This window comes from Deinococcus sonorensis KR-87 (assembly GCF_040256395.1).
In the GTDB taxonomy this organism is placed as follows: domain Bacteria; phylum Deinococcota; class Deinococci; order Deinococcales; family Deinococcaceae; genus Deinococcus; species Deinococcus sonorensis.
Window position 1 is genome coordinate 2,495,267 of the sequence record NZ_CP158299.1, and the last position, 25,694, is coordinate 2,520,960.

The 25,694-nt window shown below is 69.2% G+C and carries 27 protein-coding genes and 1 tRNA gene; 10 read left to right on the top strand and 18 right to left on the bottom strand.

Going from position 1 to position 25,694, the window contains the following annotated elements; all coding sequences use genetic code 11:
• The first annotated feature begins 5 nt into the window (after positions 1-5).
• Positions 6-377 (top strand): IPT/TIG domain-containing protein, encoded by a 372-nt coding sequence (locus ABOD76_RS17545; RefSeq protein WP_350243253.1) that lies wholly within the window; start codon positions 6-8, stop codon positions 375-377.
• Positions 378-432: 55 nt separating this feature from the next.
• Here the strand turns inward: ABOD76_RS17545 and ABOD76_RS17550 are convergent, their stop codons facing one another.
• The 3 genes from ABOD76_RS17550 to lnt form a co-directional block, all read right to left on the bottom strand.
• On the bottom strand, positions 433-1,611 hold the full coding sequence (locus ABOD76_RS17550; protein WP_350243254.1) for an alanine--glyoxylate aminotransferase family protein: 1,179 nt from the start codon (positions 1,609-1,611) through the stop codon (positions 433-435).
• A gap of 120 nt (positions 1,612-1,731) precedes the next feature.
• A complete protein-coding gene (locus ABOD76_RS17555) occupies positions 1,732-2,841 on the bottom strand; it encodes an acetate/propionate family kinase (RefSeq protein WP_350243255.1) in 1,110 nt (369 codons plus the stop codon).
• Between the two features lie 101 nt (positions 2,842-2,942).
• Positions 2,943-4,397, bottom strand: coding sequence for an apolipoprotein N-acyltransferase (gene lnt, locus ABOD76_RS17560; protein ID WP_350243256.1), 1,455 nt, complete (start codon positions 4,395-4,397; stop codon positions 2,943-2,945).
• Between the two features lie 94 nt (positions 4,398-4,491).
• Here lnt and ABOD76_RS17565 point away from each other — a divergent pair, with 94 nt between their 5' ends.
• Complete coding sequence (locus tag ABOD76_RS17565) at positions 4,492-5,196, top strand: metallophosphoesterase family protein (RefSeq protein WP_350243257.1); 705 nt, start codon at positions 4,492-4,494, stop codon at positions 5,194-5,196.
• 55 nt (positions 5,197-5,251) lie between these two features.
• On the opposite strand, the gene ABOD76_RS17570 is transcribed toward ABOD76_RS17565, so the two are convergent.
• Complete coding sequence (locus ABOD76_RS17570) at positions 5,252-6,025, bottom strand: MHYT domain-containing protein (protein ID WP_350243258.1); 774 nt, start codon at positions 6,023-6,025, stop codon at positions 5,252-5,254.
• Between the two features lie 214 nt (positions 6,026-6,239).
• On the opposite strand from ABOD76_RS17570, the gene hisS reads away from it, so the two are divergent.
• Positions 6,240-7,574 carry a histidine--tRNA ligase gene (gene hisS, locus ABOD76_RS17575; RefSeq protein ID WP_350243259.1) on the top strand — a complete coding sequence of 445 codons (1,335 nt, stop codon included), beginning with the start codon at positions 6,240-6,242 and terminating at the stop codon, positions 7,572-7,574.
• Positions 7,571-9,316 carry an aspartate--tRNA ligase gene (gene aspS / locus ABOD76_RS17580; RefSeq protein WP_350243260.1) on the top strand — a complete coding sequence of 582 codons (1,746 nt, stop codon included), beginning with the start codon at positions 7,571-7,573 and terminating at the stop codon, positions 9,314-9,316. Before hisS ends, aspS begins: the two co-directional genes overlap by 4 nt.
• Before the next feature lie 89 nt (positions 9,317-9,405).
• Here aspS and ABOD76_RS17585 read toward each other — a convergent pair whose 3' ends face one another.
• Genes ABOD76_RS17585 through ABOD76_RS17615 form a run of 7 tightly spaced genes read right to left on the bottom strand, consistent with a single transcriptional unit; the run spans position 9,406 to position 14,410 of the window.
• Positions 9,406-9,708, bottom strand: a complete 303-nt coding sequence (locus ABOD76_RS17585) for a GNAT family N-acetyltransferase (protein ID WP_350243261.1) — start codon at positions 9,706-9,708, stop codon at positions 9,406-9,408.
• On the bottom strand, positions 9,701-10,363 hold the full coding sequence (gene ispD / locus ABOD76_RS17590) for a 2-C-methyl-D-erythritol 4-phosphate cytidylyltransferase (RefSeq protein ID WP_350243262.1): 663 nt from the start codon (positions 10,361-10,363) through the stop codon (positions 9,701-9,703). Before ispD ends, ABOD76_RS17585 begins: the two co-directional genes overlap by 8 nt.
• Positions 10,360-10,917 (bottom strand): UbiX family flavin prenyltransferase, encoded by a 558-nt coding sequence (locus ABOD76_RS17595; protein ID WP_350243263.1) that lies wholly within the window; start codon positions 10,915-10,917, stop codon positions 10,360-10,362. The genes ispD and ABOD76_RS17595 overlap by 4 nt, the downstream gene beginning before the upstream one ends.
• 19 nt (positions 10,918-10,936) lie before the next feature.
• Entirely contained in the window at positions 10,937-11,539 is a 603-nt protein-coding gene (locus ABOD76_RS17600; protein WP_350243264.1) for a response regulator transcription factor, read from the bottom strand.
• Positions 11,536-12,696, bottom strand: a complete 1,161-nt coding sequence (locus tag ABOD76_RS17605) for a sensor histidine kinase (protein WP_350243265.1) — start codon at positions 12,694-12,696, stop codon at positions 11,536-11,538. The genes ABOD76_RS17600 and ABOD76_RS17605 overlap by 4 nt, the downstream gene beginning before the upstream one ends.
• Before the next feature lie 8 nt (positions 12,697-12,704).
• Positions 12,705-13,502, bottom strand: a complete 798-nt coding sequence (locus tag ABOD76_RS17610; RefSeq protein ID WP_350243266.1) for an ABC transporter permease — start codon at positions 13,500-13,502, stop codon at positions 12,705-12,707.
• Between the two features lie 11 nt (positions 13,503-13,513).
• Positions 13,514-14,410 carry an ABC transporter ATP-binding protein gene (locus tag ABOD76_RS17615; RefSeq protein ID WP_350243267.1) on the bottom strand — a complete coding sequence of 299 codons (897 nt, stop codon included), beginning with the start codon at positions 14,408-14,410 and terminating at the stop codon, positions 13,514-13,516.
• Positions 14,411-14,530: 120 nt separating this feature from the next.
• On the opposite strand from ABOD76_RS17615, the gene ABOD76_RS17620 reads away from it, so the two are divergent.
• The 3 genes from ABOD76_RS17620 (at position 14,531) to ABOD76_RS17630 (ending at position 16,095) form a co-directional block, all read left to right on the top strand.
• The gene (locus ABOD76_RS17620; RefSeq protein ID WP_350243268.1) at positions 14,531-15,136 is read left to right on the top strand and encodes a single-stranded DNA-binding protein; all 606 of its coding nucleotides are present in this window, start codon (positions 14,531-14,533) and stop codon (positions 15,134-15,136) included.
• Positions 15,137-15,188: 52 nt separating this feature from the next.
• Positions 15,189-15,953, top strand: coding sequence for a metallophosphoesterase (locus tag ABOD76_RS17625; RefSeq protein WP_350243269.1), 765 nt, complete (start codon positions 15,189-15,191; stop codon positions 15,951-15,953).
• 66 nt (positions 15,954-16,019) lie between these two features.
• Positions 16,020-16,095: transfer RNA gene (locus tag ABOD76_RS17630), tRNA-Ala, on the top strand.
• 44 nt (positions 16,096-16,139) lie between these two features.
• Here ABOD76_RS17630 and guaB read toward each other — a convergent pair.
• A complete protein-coding gene (gene guaB, locus ABOD76_RS17635) occupies positions 16,140-17,642 on the bottom strand; it encodes an IMP dehydrogenase (RefSeq protein WP_350243270.1) in 1,503 nt (500 codons plus the stop codon).
• Between the two features lie 189 nt (positions 17,643-17,831).
• Between guaB and uvrC the strand changes: the two genes are divergently transcribed.
• Positions 17,832-19,682: an excinuclease ABC subunit UvrC gene (uvrC, locus tag ABOD76_RS17640; RefSeq protein WP_350243271.1), complete on the top strand. Its 1,851-nt coding sequence runs from the start codon at positions 17,832-17,834 to the stop codon at positions 19,680-19,682.
• A gap of 205 nt (positions 19,683-19,887) precedes the next feature.
• On the opposite strand, the gene ABOD76_RS17645 is transcribed toward uvrC, so the two are convergent.
• Positions 19,888-20,316, bottom strand: a complete 429-nt coding sequence (locus ABOD76_RS17645; RefSeq protein ID WP_350243272.1) for a GNAT family N-acetyltransferase — start codon at positions 20,314-20,316, stop codon at positions 19,888-19,890.
• Positions 20,317-20,399: 83 nt separating this feature from the next.
• Here ABOD76_RS17645 and ABOD76_RS17650 point away from each other — a divergent pair, with 83 nt between their 5' ends.
• Entirely contained in the window at positions 20,400-21,170 is a 771-nt protein-coding gene (locus tag ABOD76_RS17650) for a hypothetical protein (protein WP_350243273.1), read from the top strand.
• Here the strand turns inward: ABOD76_RS17650 and ABOD76_RS17655 are convergent.
• The 3 genes from ABOD76_RS17655 to miaA form a co-directional block, all read right to left on the bottom strand.
• Positions 21,153-21,320, bottom strand: a complete 168-nt coding sequence (locus ABOD76_RS17655; protein WP_350243274.1) for a hypothetical protein — start codon at positions 21,318-21,320, stop codon at positions 21,153-21,155. The genes ABOD76_RS17650 and ABOD76_RS17655 overlap by 18 nt on opposite strands.
• Positions 21,321-21,389: 69 nt before the next feature.
• On the bottom strand, positions 21,390-22,154 hold the full coding sequence (locus ABOD76_RS17660) for an SDR family NAD(P)-dependent oxidoreductase (RefSeq protein WP_350243275.1): 765 nt from the start codon (positions 22,152-22,154) through the stop codon (positions 21,390-21,392).
• A complete protein-coding gene (miaA, locus tag ABOD76_RS17665; protein WP_350245301.1) occupies positions 22,151-23,068 on the bottom strand; it encodes a tRNA (adenosine(37)-N6)-dimethylallyltransferase MiaA in 918 nt (305 codons plus the stop codon). Before miaA ends, ABOD76_RS17660 begins: the two co-directional genes overlap by 4 nt.
• 70 nt (positions 23,069-23,138) lie before the next feature.
• On the opposite strand from miaA, the gene ABOD76_RS17670 reads away from it, so the two are divergent.
• Complete coding sequence (locus ABOD76_RS17670; RefSeq protein WP_350243276.1) at positions 23,139-23,531, top strand: Hsp20/alpha crystallin family protein; 393 nt, start codon at positions 23,139-23,141, stop codon at positions 23,529-23,531.
• A gap of 55 nt (positions 23,532-23,586) precedes the next feature.
• On the opposite strand, the gene ABOD76_RS17675 is transcribed toward ABOD76_RS17670, so the two are convergent.
• Both ABOD76_RS17675 and ABOD76_RS17680 read right to left on the bottom strand, forming a co-directional pair.
• Entirely contained in the window at positions 23,587-23,769 is a 183-nt protein-coding gene (locus tag ABOD76_RS17675; protein WP_350243277.1) for a hypothetical protein, read from the bottom strand.
• A gap of 86 nt (positions 23,770-23,855) precedes the next feature.
• The gene (locus ABOD76_RS17680) at positions 23,856-25,679 is read right to left on the bottom strand and encodes an arginine--tRNA ligase (protein ID WP_350243278.1); all 1,824 of its coding nucleotides are present in this window, start codon (positions 25,677-25,679) and stop codon (positions 23,856-23,858) included.
• Positions 25,680-25,694: the final 15 nt, after the last annotated feature.

Below are 25,694 nucleotides of genomic sequence, written 5' to 3' on the forward strand. Positions count from 1 at the left end.
AGTGAATGCGCTTCATCTTACTGAGTTCTTTACTTACCATCGGGGCCATCGCCACCTCATGTGCGCCCCGCACCAGCGCGGTTGCGGGCGTCACCGTCACCCCTGTCCTCATCAAGGTGTCGAGTTCGGCGGCCCGCGGAGGGACCGCGACCATTCAGGGCCGCTACCTGGGCGGGCCGAGCAGCGCAAAGATCCTGCTGGGCGCGGACGAGGACGGCAAGGGCGGCTACGCCCTGCCGGCCAACGCCATCCAGAGCTGGACCGATTCGCAGATCGTCTTCACCGTACCCAGCGACGCTCCGGTCGGGGGCAGCTGGCTGTTCGTGCAGGTGGGCGACATGCGTTCCACCGGTCTCCCCTTCAGCGTTCAGCAATAACGCAAAAACCAGTGCGGGGCCGAGGCATCAGCCTCGGCCCCGCACTACATTCTTCCTACCGCTGCAGAACCGGCGTCAACGCCTCGTCGTAGCGCTGCACCAGGCCCGGCGCGTCCAGCAGCTCCTGCAGCGCCACCATCAGGTCGCGGTAGGGCTCCGGGCGGGCCGCCTCGCCCATCAGGCCCAGCCGCCAGATCAGGCCGGCGGTGGGGCCCAGCCCACCGGTAATGCTGATGCCCCGGTCGCGCAGGCGGGTGCGGGTGCCGGCGTCATCCAGTCCCTCTGGGAGCCTGAGCGCCAGCACCGTCGGCAGGCGAGCCGCCGGCTGCGGCACGTAATGGCTGAAGCCCAGCGGGGCGAGCGCTGCAAAGATCGCCTCCCCCATCTGCTGCACCCGGCGCTGGCGCGTCTCCAGACCCTCGTTCAGCGCGGCCCGCAGGGCGGCGTGAAACGCGAAGTGCAGGTTGACCGGAACCGTGTGATGGTAGGTCTGGTGCACCCAGTAGTCACGGAGCCCACCGAAATCTGAATACCAGGAGGGATTGGGCGTGCGGCGGGCGAAGAAGCGCTCGAATGCTCGCTCGCTGACCGCCACCGGGGCCAGACCCGGCGGGGCCGACAGGCACTTCTGAGCCCCGGTATACACGTAGTCCACCCCCCACGCGTCCATAGAGAACGGCTCCATTCCCGCCGTGGTGACGGCGTCCACGGTGAGCAGCGCCCCACTGCCGCGCACCAGCTCGGCAATCTGCGGCACCGGGTTCAAGACGCCGGTACTGGTTTCTCCGTGCACCACCGCCACCAACTGCGCGCCGTCCAGCTGATCGGCCACGTCCGCCGGATCAATGGCCTCCCCCAGCGGCGCCGTGACCACCCGAACCTGGGCGCCGGCCCGGGCGGCCATCTCCGCCATCCGGCGCCCGAACGAACCGTTCGCGCACACCAACACCGTGTCACCCGGCTCCACCAGGTTGGCAAACCCCGCCTCCATGCCCAGCGATCCGGTCCCGGCCAGCAGCGCCGTGAAGGTGTCCGGGGCCGTGCCATACATCTGACGCAGGTCCGCCTGGATCTCACGGTTCAGCGCGAAGACCTCGCGGTCCATATGGCCGAGCATCGGCCGCATCAGGGCCCGCACGGCGTCCGGATGGATCGGTGTGGGCCCGGGAGTCAGCAGGGTATGGGCCACATGGCCCAGCTCGGTCTGAAACACGTCGTTCGGCAACATTGCCATTGAATTTAGCATAGAAGCAGCTGCTGATTGCGCATGCCCTGGAAAAGAGCGGGACATAAGCAACAGTATTGCCAAACGGGCCAATTTCTCTTCGACAAAATGTTGCAACTGGTCTCCTCTTCAGCCGAGCTCAAGCAGTCGGCTGGTCTGGAGGGCGATTTCTCCTTCCTCATCGGTTGGGATCACCAGGGCGGCGACAGGGCCAGGCCTGCTGATCAGCGGCTGACGGCTCTGGTTGGCCTCCGCGTCCAGCCTCAGCCCCAGCACGTTCAGGCGCCCGACCACCTCCGCCCGCAGCCAGGTGTCGTGCTCGCCAGCGCCTCCAGTGAAGACCACGGCATCGAGGCCATCCATGGCTGCGGCATACGCACCCACGTACTTGCGAATGCGCCTCGCCATGACCTGAAGGGCAAGGGTGGCCCGCTCATCGCCGTCTTCGCGGGCGCGGTGCAGGTCCCTCAGGTCGTTGCTGATCCCGGACAGGCCCAGCACGCCGGACTCGCGGTTGAGCAGGGTATTCGTCTTGGCCAGACCTTCGCGCTCGGCGAGCCATACCACCACTGCCGGGTCGAGGTCGCCGCTGCGCGTGCCCATGACCAGTCCTTCCAGGGGTGTGAAGCCCATGCTGGTATCCACACTCCGGCCATGCTGCACAGCGCAGGCGCTGGCGCCGTTGCCCAGATGCAGCGTGACCAGCTTCAGCTGCTCCAGGGGACGACCCAGCATCTCGGCAGCGCGGCGGGCGACGTAGGCATGGCTGGTCCCGTGAAATCCGTAGCGCCGGAGGCCGTGTTCCTGATACAGCCGGTACGGCAGGGCGTACAGATACGCTTCCGGCGGCAGCGTGGCGTGGAACGCAGTGTCGAAGACGGCCACATTAGGCACGTCCGGCTGCAACGCCAGGGCTCCATCAATCCCAGCCAGGGCAGGAGGATTATGCAGCGGGGCCAAGGGGGTGAGCTGCTGCAGGGCCGCCAGTACCTCCGGTGTCAGGCGCGTGGCTTCCCGGAAACGTTCTCCCCCATGCACCACCCGGTGGCCGATGGCCCACAGTTCTGTTCCGGGGGGTAGCTGACTCAACACCTGCTCCACCGCCGATCGGTGGTCGGTCACCGGACCGCCCGGCTCACCAATTCGCTCGATGAGCCCGCGCATCAGCGTCTGGCCTTCTGGAGTACACAGCTGATACTTCAGACTGCTGGAGCCGGCGTTTAATACCAGAATCGTCATGGCTCTACCCTACCGGCAAGATAGAGAGGCAGCAAGTGAAAATATTCACGATAAAGTGAGGTCGTGAAATGTTTCTTCGACTATCTACTAACTTTGGGTCCCTACAGCCGCTGCCAGCGGGCGCGACGTTCAGCGCGTATAGCCGGCAAAAACAGCAGAAGTGCCAGGATCAATGCTGGGGCATCACCAAGGCGCACATACACTGTCTGGCCTTCCAGCAGCGGATAGCGGGCGTGCAGGACACCCTCGCCGGCACTAAGTTGCTGACGTGTATGCCCTAGATCATCCACCACCGCCACGATCCCAGCATTGACACTGCGCAACATCCAGCGCCGTGTCTCAATGGCCCGCACCCGGCCCATCTGAAAGTGCTGCACCACGCCCCAACCGCGGTACCAGCCGTCATTGCTGACGTTCACCAGGACTTCTGCCCCATTGCGCGCCAGCTGCCGCGTCACCCACGAGAAAATGCTGTCATAACACACATAAGCGCCGTAGCGACCGCCCTCGATTTCCAACGGTGAAGTGACTCCGCCTGACAGTTCATTTGCAAAACCCAGATTCAGCAGCCGAAAGATTTGTAAATAAATGGGCCGAAGCGGCCCCGGCCGCTGCTCAGTCCCGGCAAATAAGTAATATTCGCCGAACGGCACTGGCTTCAGCTTCTGATAAATTACCGGTCCTTGTGAAAGACCATTCCAGGTCTGGACGGTGTTTTGGTTTCGATCCCGCACGCCGTAGATGCCAGGGGCTGGAGTGAGGGGCAGCAGCGAGGGGTCACTTACAGCCGTCTCGCTCCAGATAGTCAATTCACCTGGCTGCCGAGCCGACGAGAGCTGGAGCAGCCGTTGCATTTGCTCTTCTGGACCGACGGACCCGCTCGCCTTCCCAAAACTGTCAAAGTTTGTGCGGACCAGCAACGCTCGCTGCTGCGGCCCGGCAGCCGGCATGCGGCTGAGGCCATAGCCCAGCCCCAGCAGCCATATCAGCGCCATACCGAGCGGCAGCCGCCAGCGGCGGTACAGCATCGCCACCACCGCCGCAGCGGTAGCGCTCACCAGGACGCTCAGCCCCAGAGCGCCCCACAGGTCGGCGGTCTGCACCAGTGGAGAAGGGAGCAGCGTGTACCCCATCCCACTCCACGGAAAGGCCAGCGGGCCCAGCGTCCGGAGCCATTCCAGCACCACCCAGCCACCCGCCAGCGCCAGCACCCGCGCCAGCCGGTCGCGTAGTCGCCAGACACACAGCGCCGCCATCACCGCCCAGAAGCCACCCTCGATCAGGTACAGCGGAATCATCAGCAGCTCTCCGCCGGTTCCCAGGCCGCTCAGGTCGGCGGCAAAGCGGGCCAGCCACCACAGCTGAACCGCAAAGTAGGCACTCATGGTCCAGAACGCCCGGCCGGCCACCTGCCGGGGTCTGGGGCCGCCCGCGATCCAGTACAGCACCGCCGCCAGCGGGAGCGGGGTCAGCGCGCTCCACGGCTGCGGAAGGCCGCACAGGGCGAGGGCGGCCCCCAGCAGAAGGGACAGCAGCACAGTGAACAACGCAGGCACCCGGACACTCTAGCAAGCGCCAGCACCCCCCCCAAGCAGAGGCAGCACGCGCCACATGCCCCGGAGCAGCAATTGATGTACCCTTGACCCTACGGTGAGAATTGCGTTTCTGAGTGACATCCACGGCAACATTCATGCCCTGACGGCGGTCAAACGGTTCCTGAGCGAGCACTCGGTGGACCAGATCATCGTCGTGGGCGACCTGGTCGGCTATGGCGCCAGCCCAGGACCGGTGATCGACTTTATCCGGCGCGAGGGCTGGCAGACCGGCATGGGTTCCAGCGACGCCCGCGTGGCTTTCGAAATGGGCAAGGAACGCGAGCGCAAGGGCGTCTCCGACACGGTGCTCGGCTGGACCCGTCAGACGCTCGCACCGGAACAGCTCGACTTCCTGAGAAAGCTGCCGGTGGGCGGCCGGATGCAGACCCCGCTTGGCCGGCTGCGCTACTGCCACGGCTCCCCCCACGATCCGGAACAGCGCCTGGACCTGATGGCGCAGGAACGCGAGATGGAGACACTGGCACAGTCGCTGGGCTGCCGGGTGGTGGTGGTGGCCGGCACGCACATCCCGTTCACCCGGAAGGTGGGCGACACCGTGTTCCTGGACCCCGGCTCGGTGGGCCTGAGCCTCAACCACGAGCCGGGCGCCGACGTGGCCATCGTGGACTTCAACGGGCTGCTGCCCAAAATCACGCTGCACAAGGTGCTGTACGACTTCCACTCGGCCGCCTTCGACATCATGGCCTGGAACCTGCCACCGGTTATCGCTGACGTGATCAAGACCGGCAAGATGGGCTAGGGCAACACGATGAGGGGGCGGCTGGAGTTCCAGCCGCCCCTTTTCCGTACCCCGCTCAGCGGGTCAGCGCGCTGCGGCGACCGACCGAGTCGGCCAGGATCAGCGCGAAGGTACACACGAACACCAGCACCGAGGCGCCGCCGACCATCATGCCCAGGGTGCTCTGGTCCGCACCGCCTTCGCTCAGCGGGGAGCCGACCATGGGGCTCATGCGATAGCTGTACTGCACAGCGGCCATGCCGGTGTAATGCATGCCCACGATCGCCACGCCCATTACCAGAGCCGCGCCGCCCTGAATGGCCAGCCGGGCCGGGCCATCCAGCCGAGTGGTCATGACCCGGGAAAACAGGTAGAACGCCACCGAGGCCGCCGACACCGCAATCAGCACCGACAGGAGGAATGGCAGCGCCACATACCGGCTCACCGCGTCCACCTGCATGGCCGCCATACCCGAGTAGTGCATCAGCACGATGCCGGTCCCGGCGATGGTCCCGCTGGCAATGATCCGGACGAGCGTCTGAGGACCACGGTTCAGGAACATCACCGCCGCCACCAGGAAGGCCACCGACACCAGACCGGACACCACCGTCAGCGGGACGTTGAAGCTGAGGCCCACCGGCACCTGGAACGCCAGCATGCCGACGAAATGCATGGCCCAGATGCCGTACCCGAGCAGCAGGCCCTGACCCACCTGACGACGGGTGCGGTCCTGCGCGTCGCCGTCGCGGGCGAGTTCCAGCGAGAGGTAGGAGGTCACAGAGGCAATCACAAAGGACAGCACGATGTAGAACGGGTTCCAGCTGTGGGACATCAACATGGCATCGGTCATGGGGCTCCTGAACCGGGCCGCCGGGAGGCAGCCCGCTGAATGGGGACGGTGGGTCGGCTTCGGGCAAAGTGGAGGGGAAGGTGGAAGCAGGCCGCAGTCCAGCGCGCCATGCAACAGCAGCCATAAAAGCGGCCAGACCGCCGGGGAACCGTACGTTTTGCTTCCAATTTCCCCTGGCTGGGGGAAGGAAGCGGGCCGCGCTACACTTCTGGCCATGGCGATCAACCGGCCCAAGGGCACCCAGGACCATCTCCCGGACGGCAGTCCGAAGCTCACGTCGGACATCTCGGCCCGCGCCTTCTCGTATGTGACTGACACGGCGCGGAGGGTGCTGGAGCGCGCCGGCGCCAGCTTCATCGCCACCCCGATGTTCGAGGAGGCCGAGGTGGTCAAGCGCGGGGTGGGGGGCAGCACCGACATCGTCCGCAAGGAGATGTTCAGCGTGTACTACTTCGGCGACCACGGCGGCTATGTGCTGCGGCCAGAGGGCACCGCCGGCATCGTGCGCGCCTACCTGCAGAACGGCCTCAAGCAGCTGCCCACGCCGCTCAAGCTGTGGACCCACGGCCCGATGTTCCGCGCCGAGAACGTGCAGAAGGGCCGCCTGCGCCAGTTTCATCAGGTGGACTATGAGGTGCTGGGCAGCACCGACCCGCTGGTGGACGCGGAGGCCATCCTGCTGATGGTGCAGGTGATTCAGGGCCTGGGCCTGACCGGCGTGCAGGTGAAGCTGGGCAGCATCGGCGACCCGGAGGACCGCGATCGCTACAACAGCTACCTGCGCGAGCTGTTCACCCCGCATGTGGAGCGCCTGTCCGACGACAGCCGGGACCGGCTGGAGCGCAACCCGATGCGCATCCTGGACAGCAAGAGCCAGGCGGACCAGGCGCTGATTCAGGAGCTGCAGGTGCGGCCGATGCTGGACTTCCTGGGGCCGGAGGCGCAGCAGCATTTCGAGGCGGTGCGCGGCCACCTGGACGCCTGGGAGGTGCAGTACGAGGTGGACCCCAGCATCGTGCGCGGGCTGGACTACTACCGGCGCACCGCGTGGGAACTGCACCACCAGCACATCGGGGCCAAGAGCGCCCTGGGCGGCGGCGGGCGCTACGACGGCCTCGCGGCGCAGCTGGGCGGCCACGAGACGCCCGGCATCGGCTGGGCTTTCGGGGTGGAGCGACTGCTGCTGGCATTGGAACAGGAAGGGGTGACGCTCCCGGAAAGTGAAGGCCCCCTGCTGTACGTGGCGGCGCTGGACCCGGAGCACATCGGCGTGGCGGCGCGGGTGGCACTCTCGGTGCGGGCCATCGGTGCGGCCGAGTTCGGGTACAAGGCCCAGAAGCCCGGCAACGTGTTCCGCGACGCCGAACGCAAGCGGGCGCGCTACGCCGGGTTGATCGGCAGCGATGAGGCCGCCGCGGGCACCGTCACGCTCAAGCACCTGCAGAGCGGCGAGCAGCAGACGCTGCCGGTGTCGGAGCTGGTGGCGTACCTGACCGGTCAGGCCGCGGCTGACATGCCCGCGTCCCAGGCTCTAGACTCGCGGGCATGAAACGCACCCACTACGCCGCCGACCTGCGCCCCGAGCACGCCGGGCAAGCTGTGACCCTGACCGGCTGGGTCAACCGGGTCCGGGACTTTCCCGGCCAGTACTTCGTGATCCTGCGCGACCGCAGCGGCATCGTGCAGGTCACGGTGGAGCAGGACAACCCGGCTTATGCGGTGGCGGGCGAGCTGCGCGGCGAGTACGTGATCGAGGTGAGCGGCACCGTGCGTGAACGCGGCGAGGCCCAGCGCACCGACGCCTACCCCACCGGCGGCGTCGAGGTGATTCCCACCGCCATCCGGCTGCTCAACCGCGCGACCACCCCGGCCTTCCAGGTGGACGGCTCGCCCGTCACGGTCAACGAGGACATCCGGCTGAAGTACCGCTACCTGGACCTGCGGCGCAAGGAGATGCAGGACGTGCTGCGGCTGCGCAGCCGGGTGCAGGCGGAGGTCACGCGGTTCCTGGACGCCGAGGGCTTCGTGAACGTGGAGACACCGATGCTGACCCGCAGCACGCCGGAGGGCGCCCGCGATTTCCTGGTGCCGAGCCGCCTCTCGGCCGGCGAGTTCTACGCGCTGCCGCAGAGTCCACAGCTGTTCAAGCAGCTGCTGATGATCGCCGGCCTGGACCGCTACTACCAGTTCGCGCGCTGCTTCCGCGACGAGGACCTGCGCGCCGACCGCCAGCCGGACTTCACCCAGCTGGACATGGAAATGAGCTTCGTGGAGCAGGAGGACGTGCTGGAGCTGAACGAGCGGTTGCTGCGCCACGTCTTCCAGGCGGTGCTGGGGGTGGCCCTGCCCGACCCCTTCCCGCGCCTGACCTACTTCGAGGCGATGGGCCGCTACGGTTCAGACAAGCCGGACCTGCGCTTCGGGCACGCCTTTACCGACGTGACCACCCTGTTCGCCGGGGGTAGCTTCCAGGCGTTTGCCAGCGCGGAGGCGGTCAAGGCGCTGGTGGCCCCGGAGCTGACCCGCAAGCAGATTGACGAGCTGGAGCGGGTGGCCAAGCAGAACGGCGCGAAGGGGCTGGCGTGGCTCAAGCGCAGCGGGGACGGGTTCACCGGCGGCATCAGCAAATTTGTGGGCGAGGTGGCGGCCCAGCTGATCGAGCAGACCGGCGTGCAGGACGGCGAAACACTGCTGTTCTCGGCCGGTGGGTGGCGGCCCGCCGTGGAGGCGCTGGGCGCCGTCCGCAACGCGTTACGCGACCTGTTTGACCTGACGGCAGGCGGCCCTCGCTTCCATATCGGCTGGGTCACGGACTTTCCGCAGCTGGACCAGGACCCGGACACCGGGCAGTGGACCTACATGCACCACCCGTTCACCGCGCCGCATCCGGACGACCTCGGGCTGTTCGGCACGCCGGAGCAGGGCCGCATCCGCGCCCAGGCCTACGATCTGGTATTGAACGGCTACGAGATTGGCGGCGGCAGCATCCGCATTCATCAGCCGGACGTCCAGCAGCAGATGTTCGCCGCCATCGGCTTCACGGCGGAGCAGGCGCAGGAGAAGTTCGGCTTCTTCCTGGACGCGCTGAGCAGCGGCACCCCGCCGCACGGCGGCATCGCCTGGGGCTTTGACCGGCTGATCATGGTGATGAGCGGCGCGGGCAGCATCCGCGAGGTGATCGCCTTCCCCAAGAACAACCGGGGCGTGGACCTGATGGCCGAGGCGCCCTCCCCCGTCGACGACCGCCAGCTGACCGAGGTGGGCATTCAGCTGCGTCCGGCTTCGGAGTAAGACAACGGGGAGGCACTGACCTCCCCTTTCCTCAAGACTAGCAAGTGAATTGTTTCACGATAGAGCCTGCTCGTGAATTTTTTGGCTCCTTACAACTTGAACATGGTCCGCTGGGCCGGCTGGACCAGGGACAGGTACTCCGGATGCCGCCGGATGAAGCCAGCCACGAACGGACACATCGGAATGACATTGAGGCTGCGCGCCCGGGCGTCGTCGAGGGCCGTGCGGATCAGCAGGCTGGCCAGCCCCTGCCCCTCGTGCCCCTCCTCGATCTCGGTGTGCGGGAACAGCAGCGCGCCGGTCACCGGGCGGTATTCCGCGAAGCCCAGCAGCCGGGCACCGTCGCGCAGCTCGTACCGCTTCTGTTCAGGGTTATCGATCACTTCAGGCATACGGTTCCTCCATATCGTCCAGTTGCCGGGCCAGCGCGTCGGCCAGTCTCAGGTCTCCGGGGGTGGTTACCTTGAACAGCCGGGCGTCTCCCGGCACCAGCGCCACCTCTCCTCCGGCCCAGCGGACCAGCCCGGCGTCGTCGGTGGCCAGATGACCGGCACGTTCTGCGTCCAGGTGGGCTCCCAGCAGGACCTCACGTACAAATCCCTGCGGCGTCTGCACGGCCCACAGGCCCTGCCGCTCCACCCGCTCCTCCCAGCGGTCGGCGGTGGCGCGCACCAGCGTGTCGGCCACCGGCAACGCGGCGGTGGCCGCACCGTGTTGTACGGCCGCCGCCCGCACCGCCCGGGCCACGGTGGGCGGCAGGAACGGCCGCGCGGCGTCGTGGATCAGCACCACGTCCGCGTCGCTCGCCTGCAGCAGCGCCAGCACCGACCGCTGCCGCGTGTCGCCCCCGAGGATGAAGCGGGCGGGCACATCGGCAGGCGGCGTCAAGCCCGAAGGCAGCGCCACCACCACCTCATCCACATGCGGGTGCAGCGCCGCCACGCTGCGGGCCAGGAGGCTGCGGCCCGCCACCTCGACCATTGCCTTGGGCCCCAGCCCCAGGCGCTGGCCACTGCCGGCCGCCGGCACCAGCGCCGCGACCTTCATGCGCCGTCCCAGCGGCGGAAGCCCGGCACGTCCAGCCCGAACTGGTCCAGCAGCCGCACCGTCACGAAGTGCAGCAGCTCCTCGATGCTCTGTGGGGCGTGATAGAAGCCGGGGCTGGCCGACATCACGGTGGCCCCGGCATCGTGGGCGCGCAGCATGTTCTCCAGCATCGGGCGCGGCAGCGGGTCCTCCCTCAGGGCCAGCACCAGCCGCCGCCGCTCCTTGAGCGTCACGTGGGCCGCGCGCGACAGCAGGTTGTCGGCGAAGCCTCCGGCGATGCGGGCGAGGGTGCCGGCGCTGCACGGCACCACCAGCATGCCGTCGGTGCGGTACGAGCCGCTGGAAATGCTGGCCCCCAGGTCGCGGTCGTCGTGGACGTGGGCGGCCAGGGCCGTCAGGTCCGCCAGCTGCGGCCCGGACTCGGCTGCCATCACCCGTTTCGCGCCGCTGGACACCACCAGCTCGGTCTGCACGTCCAGCTGCTGCAGCGCCTGCAGCACATTCAGGGCATAGGGAATTCCACTTCCGCCCGACACCCCCACCACCAGTCTCATGCCGGCAGGATAGTGCACCTCACAGCCAGCCGCGCTCCCGGGCCCGCCGCGCCGCCTCCACCCGGCCGGCCGCCTCCAGCTTGCTGATCGCCTCCGAGAGGTAGTTGCGGACCGTGCCCTCCGACAGCTGCAGCAGCCGGGCGATCTGCGCGGTGCTGGCGCCCAGTTCCGCCTGCGCCAGCACCTGCCGCTCCCGCTCGGTCAGCGGGTTCTGCACGTCCCAGGCGCTGGCCGCCAGTTCCGGCGCGATGGCCCGGCCGCCCGCGTGCACCTGCCGGATGGCGTCCGCGAGCTGCTGGGCCGGGGCGTCCTTCAGCAGGTAGCCGCGCGCCCCCACCTCCAGGGCGCGGCGCAGGTAGCCGGGCCGCGCGAAGGTGGTCACGATCACCACCCGTACCCGGCTCCCCTGGGCCTGCAGGCGGGCCGCCACGTCCAGCCCCGACAGCGCCGGCATCTCGATGTCGGTCACCAGCACGTCCGGGTTCAGCCGGGTGGCCAGCTCCAGCGCCGCCGCGCCGTCGGCCGCCTGGCCCACCACCTCCAGATCGTCTTCCAGCGACAGCAGGGCGCTCAGGGCGCCGAGCACCAGCCCCTGGTCCTCGGCCAGCACCACCCGGATCACGCCGGCACCACCTGGGCCGCCCCGCTCAGCTCAGGCGGCGTCAGCGGCACCCGGACCCGCACCCGGGTCCCCCGCCCGTCGTCGCCCGCGCCCACCTCCAGCTGGCCACCCAACGCGCGCACGCGCTCGCGCATGCTGGTCAGGCCGGTGCCCTCCCTCAGGGTCCCGCCACGGCCGTCGTCCTGGACCTCCAGCAGCAGCGTGCGGCCCTGCTGGGTCAGGCGCACCCGGCACGTTCCGGCCCGGGCATGGCGCACCACGTTGGTGATCGCCTCGCGCAGCACCATCTCGGCCACGTACTCGGCCGGCGGGGGCAGCGCCTCCAATTCGGTTTCCAGGTCGAGGCGCACGCCGGCCGCGTCCAGCGCCACCTTGCTGCGGGCCAGCTCGGCGCTCAGGCCGCTGCCGCGGTAGCCCTGTACCGCAGCCCGCACCTCCGACAGCGCCTCCCTGCTGATCTGCTCCACCTCGCGGATCTCCTGCTGGGCCCGCCGCGGGTCCCGCTCGGCCAGGCGGCTGGCCAGCTCGCTTTTGAGCACGATCACGCTGAGGGTGTGGCCCAGCAGGTCGTGCAGATCGCGGGCGATACGCTCGCGCTCGGCGTCGGCGGCCAGTCGTTCCTTGTCGCGCTGCACCGCCGCCAGCCGGATGGTGGCCACGATGTGACGGTACGACGCGTGATTGCCCAGCCCCGCCACCGCCGACAGCATCAGAAACTGCCACACCACCGGGGCCTCGTACGGTTCTGCCCCCACGGCGGCCGGCAGCAGCAGGGCGGCCAGCACCCCCACCACGCCCGCCACCGTGAGGCCCAGCCAGCGCTGGAAGCCGAGCAGGGCGGCGGCGTACACCAGGAAGGTCAGGCCGTTGCCCTCACCGATCCGCAGGCACACCACGTACAGCAGCACGCACCAGCCGTACCCGAAAGCAAGCCAGCCTGGCGGGGCGAGCCGGCGACGCTCCACGTACACCTTGAACCACACCAGCAGAAACACCGCCAGCGCGCCGCCGCCCAGCAGCAGCTGCCAGACGGGGCGGCCGGCCGAGACGAACGACTGGACCGGAAAGTACAGGTACAGCAGCCAGACCATCGGAAAGAGCCGCCAGAACAGCTGGCTGCGTGGCGGTGTGCGGCCCGGAACATCCATCACGGTCATCGCCTCCCTCAGCCGTACTGGCGGGCACTGTCGCGGCGGTAGGCCAGCCGGCCCAGCACCAGGAACACCAGGGTATACCCCGCCAGCCACAGCCAGTCTACGGCCTCGCTGCCGCCGAGCGGGACCCCGGCGGCGCGCCAGCCGATCCGGGCCAGGTGCGAGCTGGGCAGCCAGGGAGACAGCCGCTGGATGAAGACGGGCAGGTTGCTGAGCGGCACGAACAGGCCGGAGCCGAAGCTGAGCGCCAGCCACAGGATGTTCACCACCGGGGTGACGCTGGTGACGCTCAGCGCGAAGCCCAGCACAAAGCCCAGCGCCACGAAACACACGCTGCCGAGCAGCAGCCGTCCGATCAGGCCGGCGGCCAGCCCAGGGGCGATGTGGACCCCGCCCGCCACCACCGCGAAGGCCAGCAGCAGCAGCAGGCTGCACAGCCCCACGATCAGCGCCAGCGCGAATTTGGCCGCCAGATGCTGGGCCGCCCCCAGCGGGGTGATCTTGAGCAGCCGCAGCCAGCCGGAGGCCCGCTCGTTGGCCACGCTGACCCCGAAGGTGAACAGCGCGGTGCTCATCAGGCTGTAGGTGGCGAAGCTGATGTAGACGTAGACGCCGCCGTTGACGCCCTCGATGGTGGCCTTGCTGGCCGACAGCCCGAACAGCGCGAAGAAGAACAGCGGGAAGAAGATGGTGGCCATCGCTTGCAACGGGTTGCGAAGGAATCGGCGCAGTTCGGCGCCGGTGAGGGCGGCCCACATCTGGAGCGGACGGGCGGCGGCGGGCTGGGCGGTCAGGGTGCGGGTGGTCATGGCAGTTCCTTTCAGGCGCGGAGGCCGGTACCGGTGAGGCTCAGGAAGGCGTCTTCAAGGCTGGCGCGCGTCACTTCCAGCTCGCCCAGAGGCACGCCCGCCGCGAACAGCCGGGCCAGCAGCTGCTCCGGGGCCGCCGTGCGGACGGTGTACCGCCCGGCGTCGTCCTGGCTCAGCGGGTCCGGGCCAGCCAGTTCGCGCAGCGTCTCGGGCAGCGCAGAAGACAGGAAGCGCACGCGCGCGGTCCCGGCCCGGGCGCGCAGTTCGTCCTTGCTGCCGTCCGCGATCACCCGGCCCCGGTCCATCACCACCACCCGGTCGGCCACCTGCTCGGCCTCCTCCAGGTGGTGGGTGGTGAGCAGGATGGTGCGGCCCCGGCGCTGCATGTCCTGGGTGGCGGCCCAGAACGCCACCCGGCTGCCCGGATCCATGGCGGTGGTGGGCTCGTCCAGAAACAGCACCTCCGGGTCGCCCACGATGCTCAGCGCGAACACCAGCCGGCGCCGCTGCCCGCCGGACAGCTGGGCGGTGCGCTTGCCCGCCACCTCCTCCAGCCCGGCCAGCCGCAGCACCTGCGCGGTGGGCAGCGGGGCCGGGTACATCGCCCGGAACAGGTCCACGGTCTCGCGCACCGTCAGCAGGCCCGGCACATCCGAGTCCTGCAGCATCGCGCCCACCCCGGCGCGGGTGGCCGGCTGGCGCGGATCGCCGCCCAGCAGCCGGACCGTGCCGGTGTCGGTGGGCCGCAGGCCCAGCATCAGGCTGATCAGGGTGGTCTTGCCGGCGCCATTGGGCCCCAGCAGCGCCAGCAGTTCGCCCCGCTGCACCTGCATGGTGAGGTCACTCAGCGCCTGCTGCGCTCCGAAACGCTTGCTGACGTTCTGCAGCTCGATCACGGCGGTCGTCATGGGTCCATCATGCGGTTCGGCCGATGCGCCGCCCAGACCCAGCCGTCAGCCGGACCGGGTGACAGCTGTCACCCCGGCGGGCGGCTGACAAGCCCGCGCCTGGCCGCGTAGACTCAGCGCATGTCCGAACTCGACCGCGCCCGCGAGGCGCTGCGGCAGGCCCTCCACAGCTGGGCCGTCCTGACGGTCCGGGGCGACCGCGCCCAGGTGATGCCCGCGCCCGACCTCGACCTGCTGTACGCCGGGCTGGACCGCACCCTGGGCAACGAGTGGGCGGTGCATTACCGCGCCGAACATGTGGCCCCGCCCGTGGTGGTCGCCCGCCTGACGCTGAGCGGCATGGAGCGCGAGGGGCTCGCGCAGGGCCACAGCCTGGACGATGCTCGCCGGCTGGCGCTGGCCGACGCATTGCGGGCCTTCGGGGTGACTCCGGCGGCCAGTGAGGCGCAGTGGGTGGAGTACGACGAGGAGGAGGGGGCCAACGTTCACGAGCTGGATCAGGAGGCCCCGGCCACCGCGGCGCCGGCCACCACGCTGCCGCCCGCCCCGCCGCGCGACCCGCAGCTGGAGCGGGCGCGGCAGCACATCGACGACCTGCTGGAACAGCTGCGCGAGGCGGGGCTGGGGGCCCAGGCGGCGCGGGTGCTGGCGCGGCGCGGCTACGGCAACACGCTGGACGAGAGCCGCGAGGTCTACAAGGAACTCAAGGGCCTGCCGCGCCATTGACGCGCCTCTCCCCACCCGGCCCGCTATCCTGTCACGGGAATGAGGCAAGCGCTTGAGATGTAAGTTCATCGCCATCGGTGACGTGCACGCTGACTTCGAGCTACTGTGGGAGGCGCTGCGGGCGGCCAGCTGCATGGACGCGGCGGGCCTGCCGACGCCGCCGGTGCTGAACGGCACCTTTCAGGTCGTGCTGATCGGCGACCTGGTGCATCCCAAGTCGGAGCGCGAGTACGCCCGGCTGATCGGACGGCCCAGCTTCGACGCTCAGGACCCGGAGCAGCTGTTTCTGGCGGCGCGCGCCCAGGTGCGGCAGCTGGAACGACTGCGGCGTTACCAGCAGGCGGCCCCGGCATCGGTGCACATCATTCTGGGCAATCACGACGACGTGGTGATCAACGCCGGCTACCTGCTCGGCACCGCCGGCGGGCTGGTGCACATCGAATTCGACCCGAACCGGGGTGGCATCCTGCTGCCCCCGGACCTGAAAGCGTGGTTCCAGAGCTTCCTGCGCGAGCTGCGGGTGGGCCGGCTGCAGTTCGCGCACGTGGGGCCGCTGCCGTCCATGACCCACTACGACGACCTGTTCTACGCCGACCACACCCACAAGCGCTGGTGGCACGAGCACCCGGAGTACGTGCAGATGTCGGGGCTGAGCTACGGGGTGTACGGCCATACCCAGATCAAGGACGGCATCATGGTCAACAGCACCAACCGCTTTGCCATGATCGACGCGCTGACGGCCCGCGAGTACCTGGAAGTGCTGGTGGACACCGAGGCGCGCGAGCCGCTGGTCAGCAGCCGCCCGGTGCCGTTCTGAGCGCCCCCTTGCGCGCTCCGGGGGCGCATGCTAGTCTCTGTCTCGCCCGCAACCGAGCAGCGCTGCGGGGCCGTAGCTCAGCTGGGAGAGCGCGTCGTTCGCAATGACGAGGTCAGGGGTTCGATCCCCCTCGGCTCCACCAAAGACAAGCCCGCCATTTCTGGCGGGCTTGCTGCTGTTTCCGGCCTACTTGCTGTAGTTCGGCGCCTCGCGGGTGATGGTCACGCCGTGCGGGTGGCTCTCCACCAGACTGGCCCCGGTGATGCGCACGAACTGGGCGTCGCGGGTCAGGCTGGGCAGGTCGGCGGCGCCGCAGTAGCCCATGCTGCTGCGCAGGCCGCCCACGAACTGGTAGATGACCTCGCCGGCGGTGCCCTTGTAGGCCACAATGCCCTCGATGCCCTCTGGCACGAACTTTCGGCTGCCGCCCTGGAAGTAGCGGTCGGCCGAGCCCTGGTCCATCGCGCCCAGCGACCCCATCCCGCGGTAGCTCTTGTAGCGGCGGCCGTCGCGCAGCACCAGCTCCCCAGGGGCCTCGTCGGTGCCGGCCAGCATGCTGCCCATCATCACCGCGCTGGCCCCGGCCGCAATCGCCTTGGGCACGTCGCCCGTCTGCTTGATGCCGCCGTCCGCGATCACCGGGATGCCGTGCGGGGCCGCCGCCTCGGCCGCCTCGAAGATGGCGGTGATCTGCGGCACGCCCACGCCCGTGACGACCCGGGTGGTGCAGATGCTGCCGGGCCCGATGCCCACCTTCACCGCGTCGGCGCCCGCCTGGATCAGCGCCAGGGTGCCCTCGCGGGTCGCCACGTTGCCGGCGATCACGTCCACGTCAAAGGCGGCCTTGACCTGCGCCACCGCCTGCAGGATGCCCTCCGAGTGGCCGTGGGCGCTGTCCAGCACCAGCACGTCCACCCCGGCCGCGACCAGCGCTCCGGCGCGCTCCATCAGGTCGGCACTGACCCCGATGGCCGCCGCCACCCGCAGGCGGCCCAGGTGGTCCTTCGCGGCGTTCGGGTACTTCACGCGCTTGGTCAGGTCCTTGATGGTGATCAGGCCCCTCAGCTTGTAGGCGTCGTCCACCACCAGCAGCTTCTCGATGCGGGTGCGCTTGAAGATCTGCTGCGCCTCCTCCAGCGTGGTGCCGACCGGCACCGTTACCAGCTCGTCCTTGGTCATCACGTCCGAGACCGGCAGGTTCAGGTCCTCGACAAAGCGCAGGTCACGGTTGGTGATGATGCCCAGCAGGGTGCCGTGCTCGTCGGTGATCGGCACGCCGCTGATGCGGTACTCGGCCATCATCGCCTCGGCCTCGCGCACCGTGGCGGTGACCGGCAGGGTGATCGGGTCCACGATCATGCCGCTCTCGCTGCGCTTGACCTTGCGGACCATCTCGGCCTGACGCTCGATGGGCATGTTCTTGTGAATCACGCCGATGCCGCCCTCGCGGGCCATCGCGACCGCCATGCCGGTCTCGGTGACGGTGTCCATGGCCGCCGACAGGAAGGGGATGTTCAGCCGGATGCGGCGGGTCAGCTGGGTGCCCACGCTCACCTGATGCGGCAGCACCTGCGAGTGGCGCGGCTGCAGCAGCACGTCGTCGAAGGTGATGCCTTCCCGGCCGAACTTGTAGGCGAAACGGTCCTGCGTCTGGGGGGCGGGTTCAAGTACGGCGCTGCGATCTGACATTCCTGCTCCTTGGCCCCGGCTCGGGGCGGGTGGGTGCGGTGACTTCTGCGGCCAGGGCCGCGCTCGGTTCAGCATACCCCGCCCCCCCGGAACCGCCTTGAAAGCTGCATAACTTTCCCTGGCGCCGGGTGAAGGCCGGGCACGTTTCGGCTCACGGTGCGGATTTTGCCTGGGGCGTAATATGGACCTGTGCGCTTCGAAGACCTTCCGGTGCTGCCCACCTCCCCCGGCGTGTACATCTTCCGGGGCAAGGGAACCACGCCCATCTATATCGGCAAGGCCAAGAACATCCGTTCGCGGGTGGGCCAGCACTTCAAGGCCGGCGGCAAGAGCGGGCGCTTCACCGCCGAGGCCGAACAGCTGGAGTTCATCACCGCCCGCAACGAGGTGGAGGCGCTGGTGCTGGAGGCCAACCTCATCAAGCAGCACCGCCCGCACTACAACGTGCTGCTCAAGGACGACAAGCACTACCCGTTCCTGAAGCTGACCAACGAGGCCTACCCGATGCTGGTGGTGACGCGCCGGGTCATCAAGGACGGGGCCAGCTACTACGGCCCGTACCCGGACGCGGGCGCGGTGCGGCGGGTCAAGCACCTGATCGACACCATGTATCCGCTGCGCAAGAATTCCGGCCTGCCGATGCAGCACAAGCCGCGCCCGTGCCTGAACTACCACATGGGCCGCTGCCTGGGGCCGTGCGTGGACCGCGCCGACCCGGACGAGTACGCCCGGGTGGTGGCCGACGTGAAGGCGCTGCTGGAAGGCCGCGCCGCCTCGGTGCTGAGCGGCCTGAAGGACGCGATGCGCGAGGCCGCCCAGAAGCAGGACTTCGAGCAGGCGATGCGGCTGCGTGACCGGCTGCAGGCCACCGAGAAGCTGTTCGGCACCGAGCAGAGCGCGTATGTGAGCGACGAGACCGACCTGGACTTCCTGGGCTTCGCGCAGGCGGGGGAGTTCGCGATGGTGCAGTTGTTCCGGATGCGCGGCGGGCGCGTGGTGGGGCGCGACAAGCGCTTCCTGACCGGCGCCGAGGAGTCGGATGCCGGCGAGGTGATCGGGGCCTTCGTGCAGGACTACTACGCCCAGGCCACCCACGTACCGCCGCTGATCCTGCTGCCCACCGAGTACGAGGACGCGCCGCTGTGGGGAGAACTGCTCTCGGAGCGGGCCGAACGGCGCATCGAGATGCGGACCCCCAAGCGCGGGGACAAGCTGGAGCTGATCGAGATGGCCGGGCGCAACGCCCAGGCGGGGCTGGAGAGCGAGCTGGCGCTGCTGGAGAAGCGCGGCGACCACCCGGGCCTGGACGCGCTGCGCGAGGTGCTGAGCCTGCCGGAGCGGCCCTGGCGCATCGAGGGTTACGACAACAGCAACCTGTTCGGCACCAACATCGTGTCGGGCATGGTGGTGTTCGAGGGCGGGCGGGCGCGGCGCGGCGAGCACCGGCGCTTCAAGGTGAAGGGCCTGGACCACCCGGACGACTACACCGCCATGAACCAGACCATCACCCGGCGCTTCTCCGGCAGTCTGGCCGACAAGCTGCCGCTGCCGGACCTGCTGCTGATCGACGGCGGACGCGGACAAGTGAACGCCGCGCTGGATGCCCTCAAGGCGCTAAACCTGCAGCTGCCGGTGGTGGGGCTGGCCAAGCGCGAGGAGCGCATCATCCTGCCGGGGCGCTTCGGAGCGCAGTGGTGGCTGGAGGGTGGCAGCGAGGTGGGCGTGAACCGCGAACTGCTGCTGCCGCACACCCACCCGGCCCTGCGGACCCTGATCGGGGTGCGCGACGAGGTGCACAACTACGCCATCACCTACCACCGCAAGCTGCGCGGCGCCGACATGCTGCGCAGCGTGTTCGACGGGCTGCCGGGCATCGGGCAGAAGCGGCAGGACGCGCTGCTGGAGAGCTTCACCAGCCTGGAGGAACTGGCGGCTGCCAGCGTGCAGGACATAGCCCAGGTGCCGGGCATGAACCTGCGGGCGGCCCAGGCGGTCAAGGACTTCCTGGCCGAGCGCGCCCGCAACGAAGCGCCGGTCTGAGGCTCAGGCCACCGGCCGCTCGAAGGTCAGCACGTACTCGACGACCGACTGGTCCAGCAGCACCTGCACCAGCCATCATCCCTGGGCCGCGCGCGGGTGCGTCTTGTATTGGTCCGCGCCAGCCTCGGGCCAGCCTTGACGGTATGCGGCCTCCACCAAAACAAAGTCGTACTCCTGGTGGAGGACCAGGGGGGTCCGCCGCCAGTTAGCCCAGCGGGTGCCGGGTGTCCTGGTAGAAGCAGGTGGTGGGCAGCTGGACCAGGGTCCGGGTATCGTGAAACCCCAGCGAACTGTAGAAGGCGTGCTGGGCCTCGCCGTTATCGGTGAGCAGGACCCGCTGCATCACGTGCGCGTAGCGGTCCAGCAGCTGCACCATCAGCGCCCGCCCCACCCCCTGCCGATGATGCTCGGGCCGTACCAGCAGGTCCTGGATGTAGCAGATGCTCACGTCGTCCGACACCGCCCGGATCAGGCCGATCAGTTCGCCGGTGCCGCTGCGGGCGCACAGCACGTGGCTGCTCTGCTGAACGGCGCGTTCCAGCATGCCGGGGTCGGCGGTGTAGCTGGTCCAGCCCACCGAGCCGTACAGCGACAGGAGTTCGGGCAGGGTGGGACCGGAGGCAGTGATGACCATGCCCTAGGATGGCGGCCAGACAGGCGCGCAGCATCGGTCATCTGGCCGATGCCGGGGGCGGCACGGGGCGTCAGACTGTGACCATGCGGCTGATCCTCCACCCGATTCTGCGTGAACTGCGCGCCGTCTATGACGTGGGCGAGCTGTACAGCATGGAGCGGTACTGGGCCTACAAGCGGCTGATGGTGGACGGCCCGGAGCTGTTGCCGCTGGGCGACTTCTCGCCCATGGGCAAGCGGCAGCCGGAGTATCTGGACCGCCTGATCGGGATGGAGGCGGAGCGGCAGGCCGCTGAATTTCTGAAGGCAGTGGAGAGCGAGCCGTGGAGCGCTGGTCTGCACGGGCGGGTGCTGCTGGTGGTGGCGGACCAGCCGGGCAATGGCTGGACGCAGCGCTGGCTCACCGACGCCGCCTGGCGCTTTGAGGGGGAGAAGCTGCCGCCCTCGGCGCAGCAGACCGCCGCTGGCCGGTGGATCACCGTGCAGCTGTGGACCCATGTGGAGCCCACGCCCGCCTATCTGCGCTCGCAGCTGCGGTCGGCGGTGCGCCGGGCCGCGTGGCAGGCGCACCACGGACGGCCACTTACGCTGGACGCCATGCTGCAGCAGGAAGGCGCCGCGCTGGCCGCTGGCGACGGCGCCTTCGGCGGGGCGCCTCTGCCACTCGACCCGGACGATCTGGCCTACACCCGCGAGGTGCTGGCCCCCCTGAGGAACAGCGACCACTGGCCCGCCTGTTTCGCGGCCCTCTACGGGGATGAGGCGGCCCGGGAGGTGGGGTATCCGGCGCTGGGCCTGTCCTCACTGACCGGGTTCAGTCTGGCGCTCGCCGAGACGTCAGTGGTCGCCGGGTGAGTCGTCGGCGGGGTGAGCCTCACCGGCTTCCGGTTCCTCCACCCGGTCGGCGTCGCCGGTCCGTACCTCGGCCATCCCGCTGTTCAGTTCGTCCAGGTCTGAGGGGTCCGGGGTCTGGCCGCCTTGCTGCTGCTCGTCTGGCTGGGTCATGCCGCCCAGCATGCGCGGCGTGGGACCGCCGGACATAAGCGGGGGCTTCACCCGGCGTTGGGGCTCGCGTCAGCGCTTGCGCAGCCGCAGCGTGTCCCAGCTGCCGTCGGCGGCCCAGCCACCGTCCACGCTCAGCGCGATGCCGTTCACGAAGGGGCTGGCCGAGGCGTCGGTGAGGTACAGGATCGCCGCCGCGATGTCGTCCGGGGCGGCAAAGCGGCCCATCGGCACCCGCGCCTCAATGTCCGCATCGGAATAGGCGCCGCTGCCCATGTCCGCCACGTCCATTTCGGTCTTGACCCAGCCGGGGCACACCGCGTTGACCCGCACGCCGCGCCCGCCCCACTCGGCGGCCAGGGTGCGGGTCAGCCCGATCAGGCCGTGCTTGCTGGCGTTGTAGGCGGCCCGGTCCGCGATGCCCAGCAGGCCCGCCACCGACGCCACGTTTACGATGCTGCCAGAGCCCTGCTGCAGCATCACGCGCCCCAGTTCGCGGCTCAGCAGGAAGGGGGCCAGCAGGTTCACGTCCAGCACCCGCCGGAAGCCTGCGGCGGTGGTGTCCTCGGCGGGCGTGATGAAACTGATGCCCGCGTTGTTCACCAGCGCGTCCACCCGGCCGAAGCGCTCCAGGATGGCGGCGGTGTGGCCCAGCACCACCTGTTCGTCGCTCAGGTCGCCGGTCAGGACCAGGGCGTCGGCGCCGGCCGGCACCTCGGAGGGCTGCAGGTCCAGCAGGGCCAGCCGATCGCCCCGCTCTGCACACCGCTCGGCCGTACGCCGCCCAATGCCCTGCGCCGCTCCCGTGATGACCGTGACACGCGTCTGTTCGCTCATGGCGTCAGTCTGCCAGACACGGCGGCCCCCAGCGTCTCGGCGGCCTGCTCAGGGGTCTGGACCTCCACCTTCAGCTGCCGGCGGATCCAGGTCAGCTGGCGGCGGGCGTACTGGCGAGTGGCCACCGTGATGTGCTCGGCGGCGGCTTCCCGGGTCAGGGTCTGGTCCAGCACCGCCAGCGCCTCGCGGTACCCGATGGCCTGCCAGACGGTCGGCAGCGGGTCCAGGGTGGGCGGCACCTCCCGGCTCAGCCACGCCGCCTCCTCCAGCAGGCCGCCGTCCAGCATGGCGCGGGTGCGCGCCTCGATGCGGCGGTCCAGCTCCGGCAGCGGTGGGGCGAAGGCCACCACCGTGTAGCGGTGCGCCGGCTGGCTGCGGCCGTACTCGCCGGGCCAGCGGCCGCTCTCTCGGTACACCTCCAGCGCACGCACCACCCGGCGCGGGTTGCGTTCCATCCGCCGGGCCTCGGCGGGATTAAGCGCCTCCATCTCGGCAAGCAGGGCGTCCAGGCCGCGCGTCTGCAGTTCGGCTTCCAGCGCGGCCCGCTGCTCCGGACGGCTGGGCGGGGTCAGCGGCAGCCCCTGCATCAGCGCCGAGAGGTAAAAGCCGGTGCCGCCCACCACCACCGGCAGCCGGCCACGTTCCAGCACCTGCTGGATGGCTGCCTCCGCGAGCTGCACGTAGCGGGCCACATCGAACGTCTCCCGCACGTCCGCCACGTCGATCAGGTGATGCGGGACCGCCGCCCGCTCCTCGGCGCTGGGCTTGGCGGTGCCCACATCCAGGCCCCGGTAGACGGTAAAGGCGTCGGCGGCGATCACCTCCAGTGGAACGCGCCGGCCCAGCATCAGGCTCAGGCCGGTCTTGCCGGAGGCGGTGGGGGCGGTCAGGATCGGCACCAGCACGCCAGCGATTGTAGCGGCCCGGGAAAATGGGACGGCCATCACCCCACGCCCCCACGGGCGTGGTGCTACGCTCGTGGGTATGAACGAGCCGGTGCTCACCCGACTGAACAACCTGATGCAACTGCGCCAGGAGGTCGAAACCCTGGCCACCACCGGCCCCTGGGAGCCGGCGGCCGACTGGCTGGACGAGGGCACCCACCTGGTGCTGATGCTGGACGTACCGGGCGTGGACCCGCAGCGTCTGGAACTGCTGGAGGAGGGCGACGAGGTGACGGTGGCCGGCGAACGGACCACCCTGCTGCACGCCGAGCCGCTGCGCCGCGAACGGCCGCTGGGCACCTTCAGCCGGACCATGCGCTTCCCGGAGCCGGTGGTGTCGCAGAGCGCCCAGGCGCAGCTCGGCAGCGGCGTGCTGACGGTGCGCTTTGAGAAGCGGCAGAAGACCCTGCTGCAGCTCGGCAGCGGAGAGTAGGCAAGGAGAAAAGGAGAAGTGGCGGTCTTGTAACCGCCACTCCAAATGGATTGCTTTACCGGCCCGGCCTGTCTCTGCGGGTCAGGCGATACAGCGTGAGCAGGTTGGCGGCCAGCAGCACGACGCAGATGGCCGCGACCGGCCACTTGCCGCCGCGCACGCTGGCCAGCGCCAGGATCGCCCAGCCGGCGCACAGCGCCGTGACCAGCCACACGCGCCAGGCGGGCGTTTCATTCATGAGCGGACTCCAGACAGGGATGGGGCATGCCCGCAGTCTGCCGCGCCGGCCCGCGGCGCTGTGGTGCCGGCGTCACACCGCCCCGCTCACATGGCACTCGGCACCTCGATGCCCAGCAGGGCCAGCGACTCCTCCATCGCCTCGCGCAGCCGCGCCACCAGACTGAGCCGCGCCTCGCGCAGCCCAGCGGGCGACTGAAGCACATTGGTGGCCGGGCGGCCGTCCGGGCCCTTGGCGTTGTACCAGGCGTTGAAGGCTGTGGCCAGGTCCAGCGCGTACTGCGCCACCACGTGCGGGCTGTGGACCCGCACGGCCGTCTGGACCACCTGCGGCGCGCGGGCCACCACCTTGGCCAGTTCCAGTTCCAGCGGGGTGACCTGGCTCCAGTCGGGGCCGCCTGGGGTGTACCCTTCCGCCGCCGCCCGGTTCAGGATGTTCCCGGCGCGCACCGCCGCGTACTGGACATACGGGGCGGTGTCGCCCTGCAGCGCCAGCGCCTGATCCCAGCGGAAGTCGATGGTGCGGGTCGGCTCGGCCTTGACCATCGCGAAGCGGATCGCCCCGATGGCAATGCGCCGTACGATCTCCCGGCCTTCCTCGGTGCCCACCACGTCCGGCTTCAGCTCCTGCATCAGGGCCGTCACCCGGCGCTCGGCCTCGTCCATCACCTCGTCCGCGCTGACGCCCACCCCCTTACGCCCGGAGATGGTCTGCCCCTCGAAGGTCACGAAGGCGTAGCTGAGGTGGATGCTGCGCCGCTCCTCGTCCGGATGGCCCGCCACGCCCAGGCTGGCCGCCACGATGCGCTGCGGGTGCTCCTGACGCGAGTCGATGACGTTGATGACCTCGTAGGCGTGCGCGAAGCGTCGCTCCAGGTCCGGCTCGCCCTGTGGATGGCTCGTCCAGATCTCCCGGCCTTCCGGGTCCGTCTCGAAGGGCCGGAAGCGCATCCCCTCGAACAGCCCGAACTTCCAGAACTGGTAGCCGATGTCCTTGGCGGCGTACATGGCGGTGCCATCCGACCGGATCAGCACCACCTTCGGCTCCTCCAGCCCCGGCATGAACTCGGACACGTCCATCACGAAGGCGCCCCGGTACTTGCCCTCGTCGGGGTGGCTGGTGCTGGGCGACGCTTCCAGGATCTGCATCGCCTTGCTCAGGAAGCCGCTGCCCACCACGTCCGACTCCCAGTTGAGCAGGTCGTAGCGCGCGCCCAGCCGGAAACACGTGATCAGGTGCGCCCGGACCAGCTGCTCGATCTCCGCCCGGCGCTCCCCGGCCTCCAGCTGGTGCATCACCTCGCGGATGCCCGGCTCCAGCTCCGGCTTCTGCGGGTCGGCGTTCAGGCGCACGTAGCCCTGACCCATGAACTGGTCGTACTTCTGCACCCCGTCCCACTCCAGGCCGTAGTGCTGCTGGGCATAGAGGCTCTCGGCCGCCTGCCGCCCGGTGTCGTCGATGTAGTTCTGCACCTCGGTGCGGTAGCCGGCCGCCCGGAAGATGCGGGCCATGCTGTCGCCCAACACCACGTTGCGCACGTGCCCCACGTGCAGTTCCTTGTTGGGGTTCACGCTGGTGTGCTCGATCACCACCTTGCCGGCCGGTTCCGGCACCGGCGGACGCTGCTCCACCACGCCCTGCACGAAGGCACCCGCATCTACGAAGAAGTTGAGGTACGGTCCCACAGCCTCGGCGCGGGCGATGCCCTGGGGCAGCTGCACCGACGCCGCCAGCTGCGCGGCGATCTGGGCCGGATTCTGGCGCAGCGCCTTGGCGAGCAGGAAGGCGGCGGGCGTGCCGTAATCGCCCGGCTTATCTGCGGGCGTCTCCTGGATAACCGCCTCGATGCTGGCCCCGAGCTGCTGCGCGGCCTGCTCGACGGCCTGTTTGAGCTGTACCTTCACGTCCATAACTGCTGAGTTTAT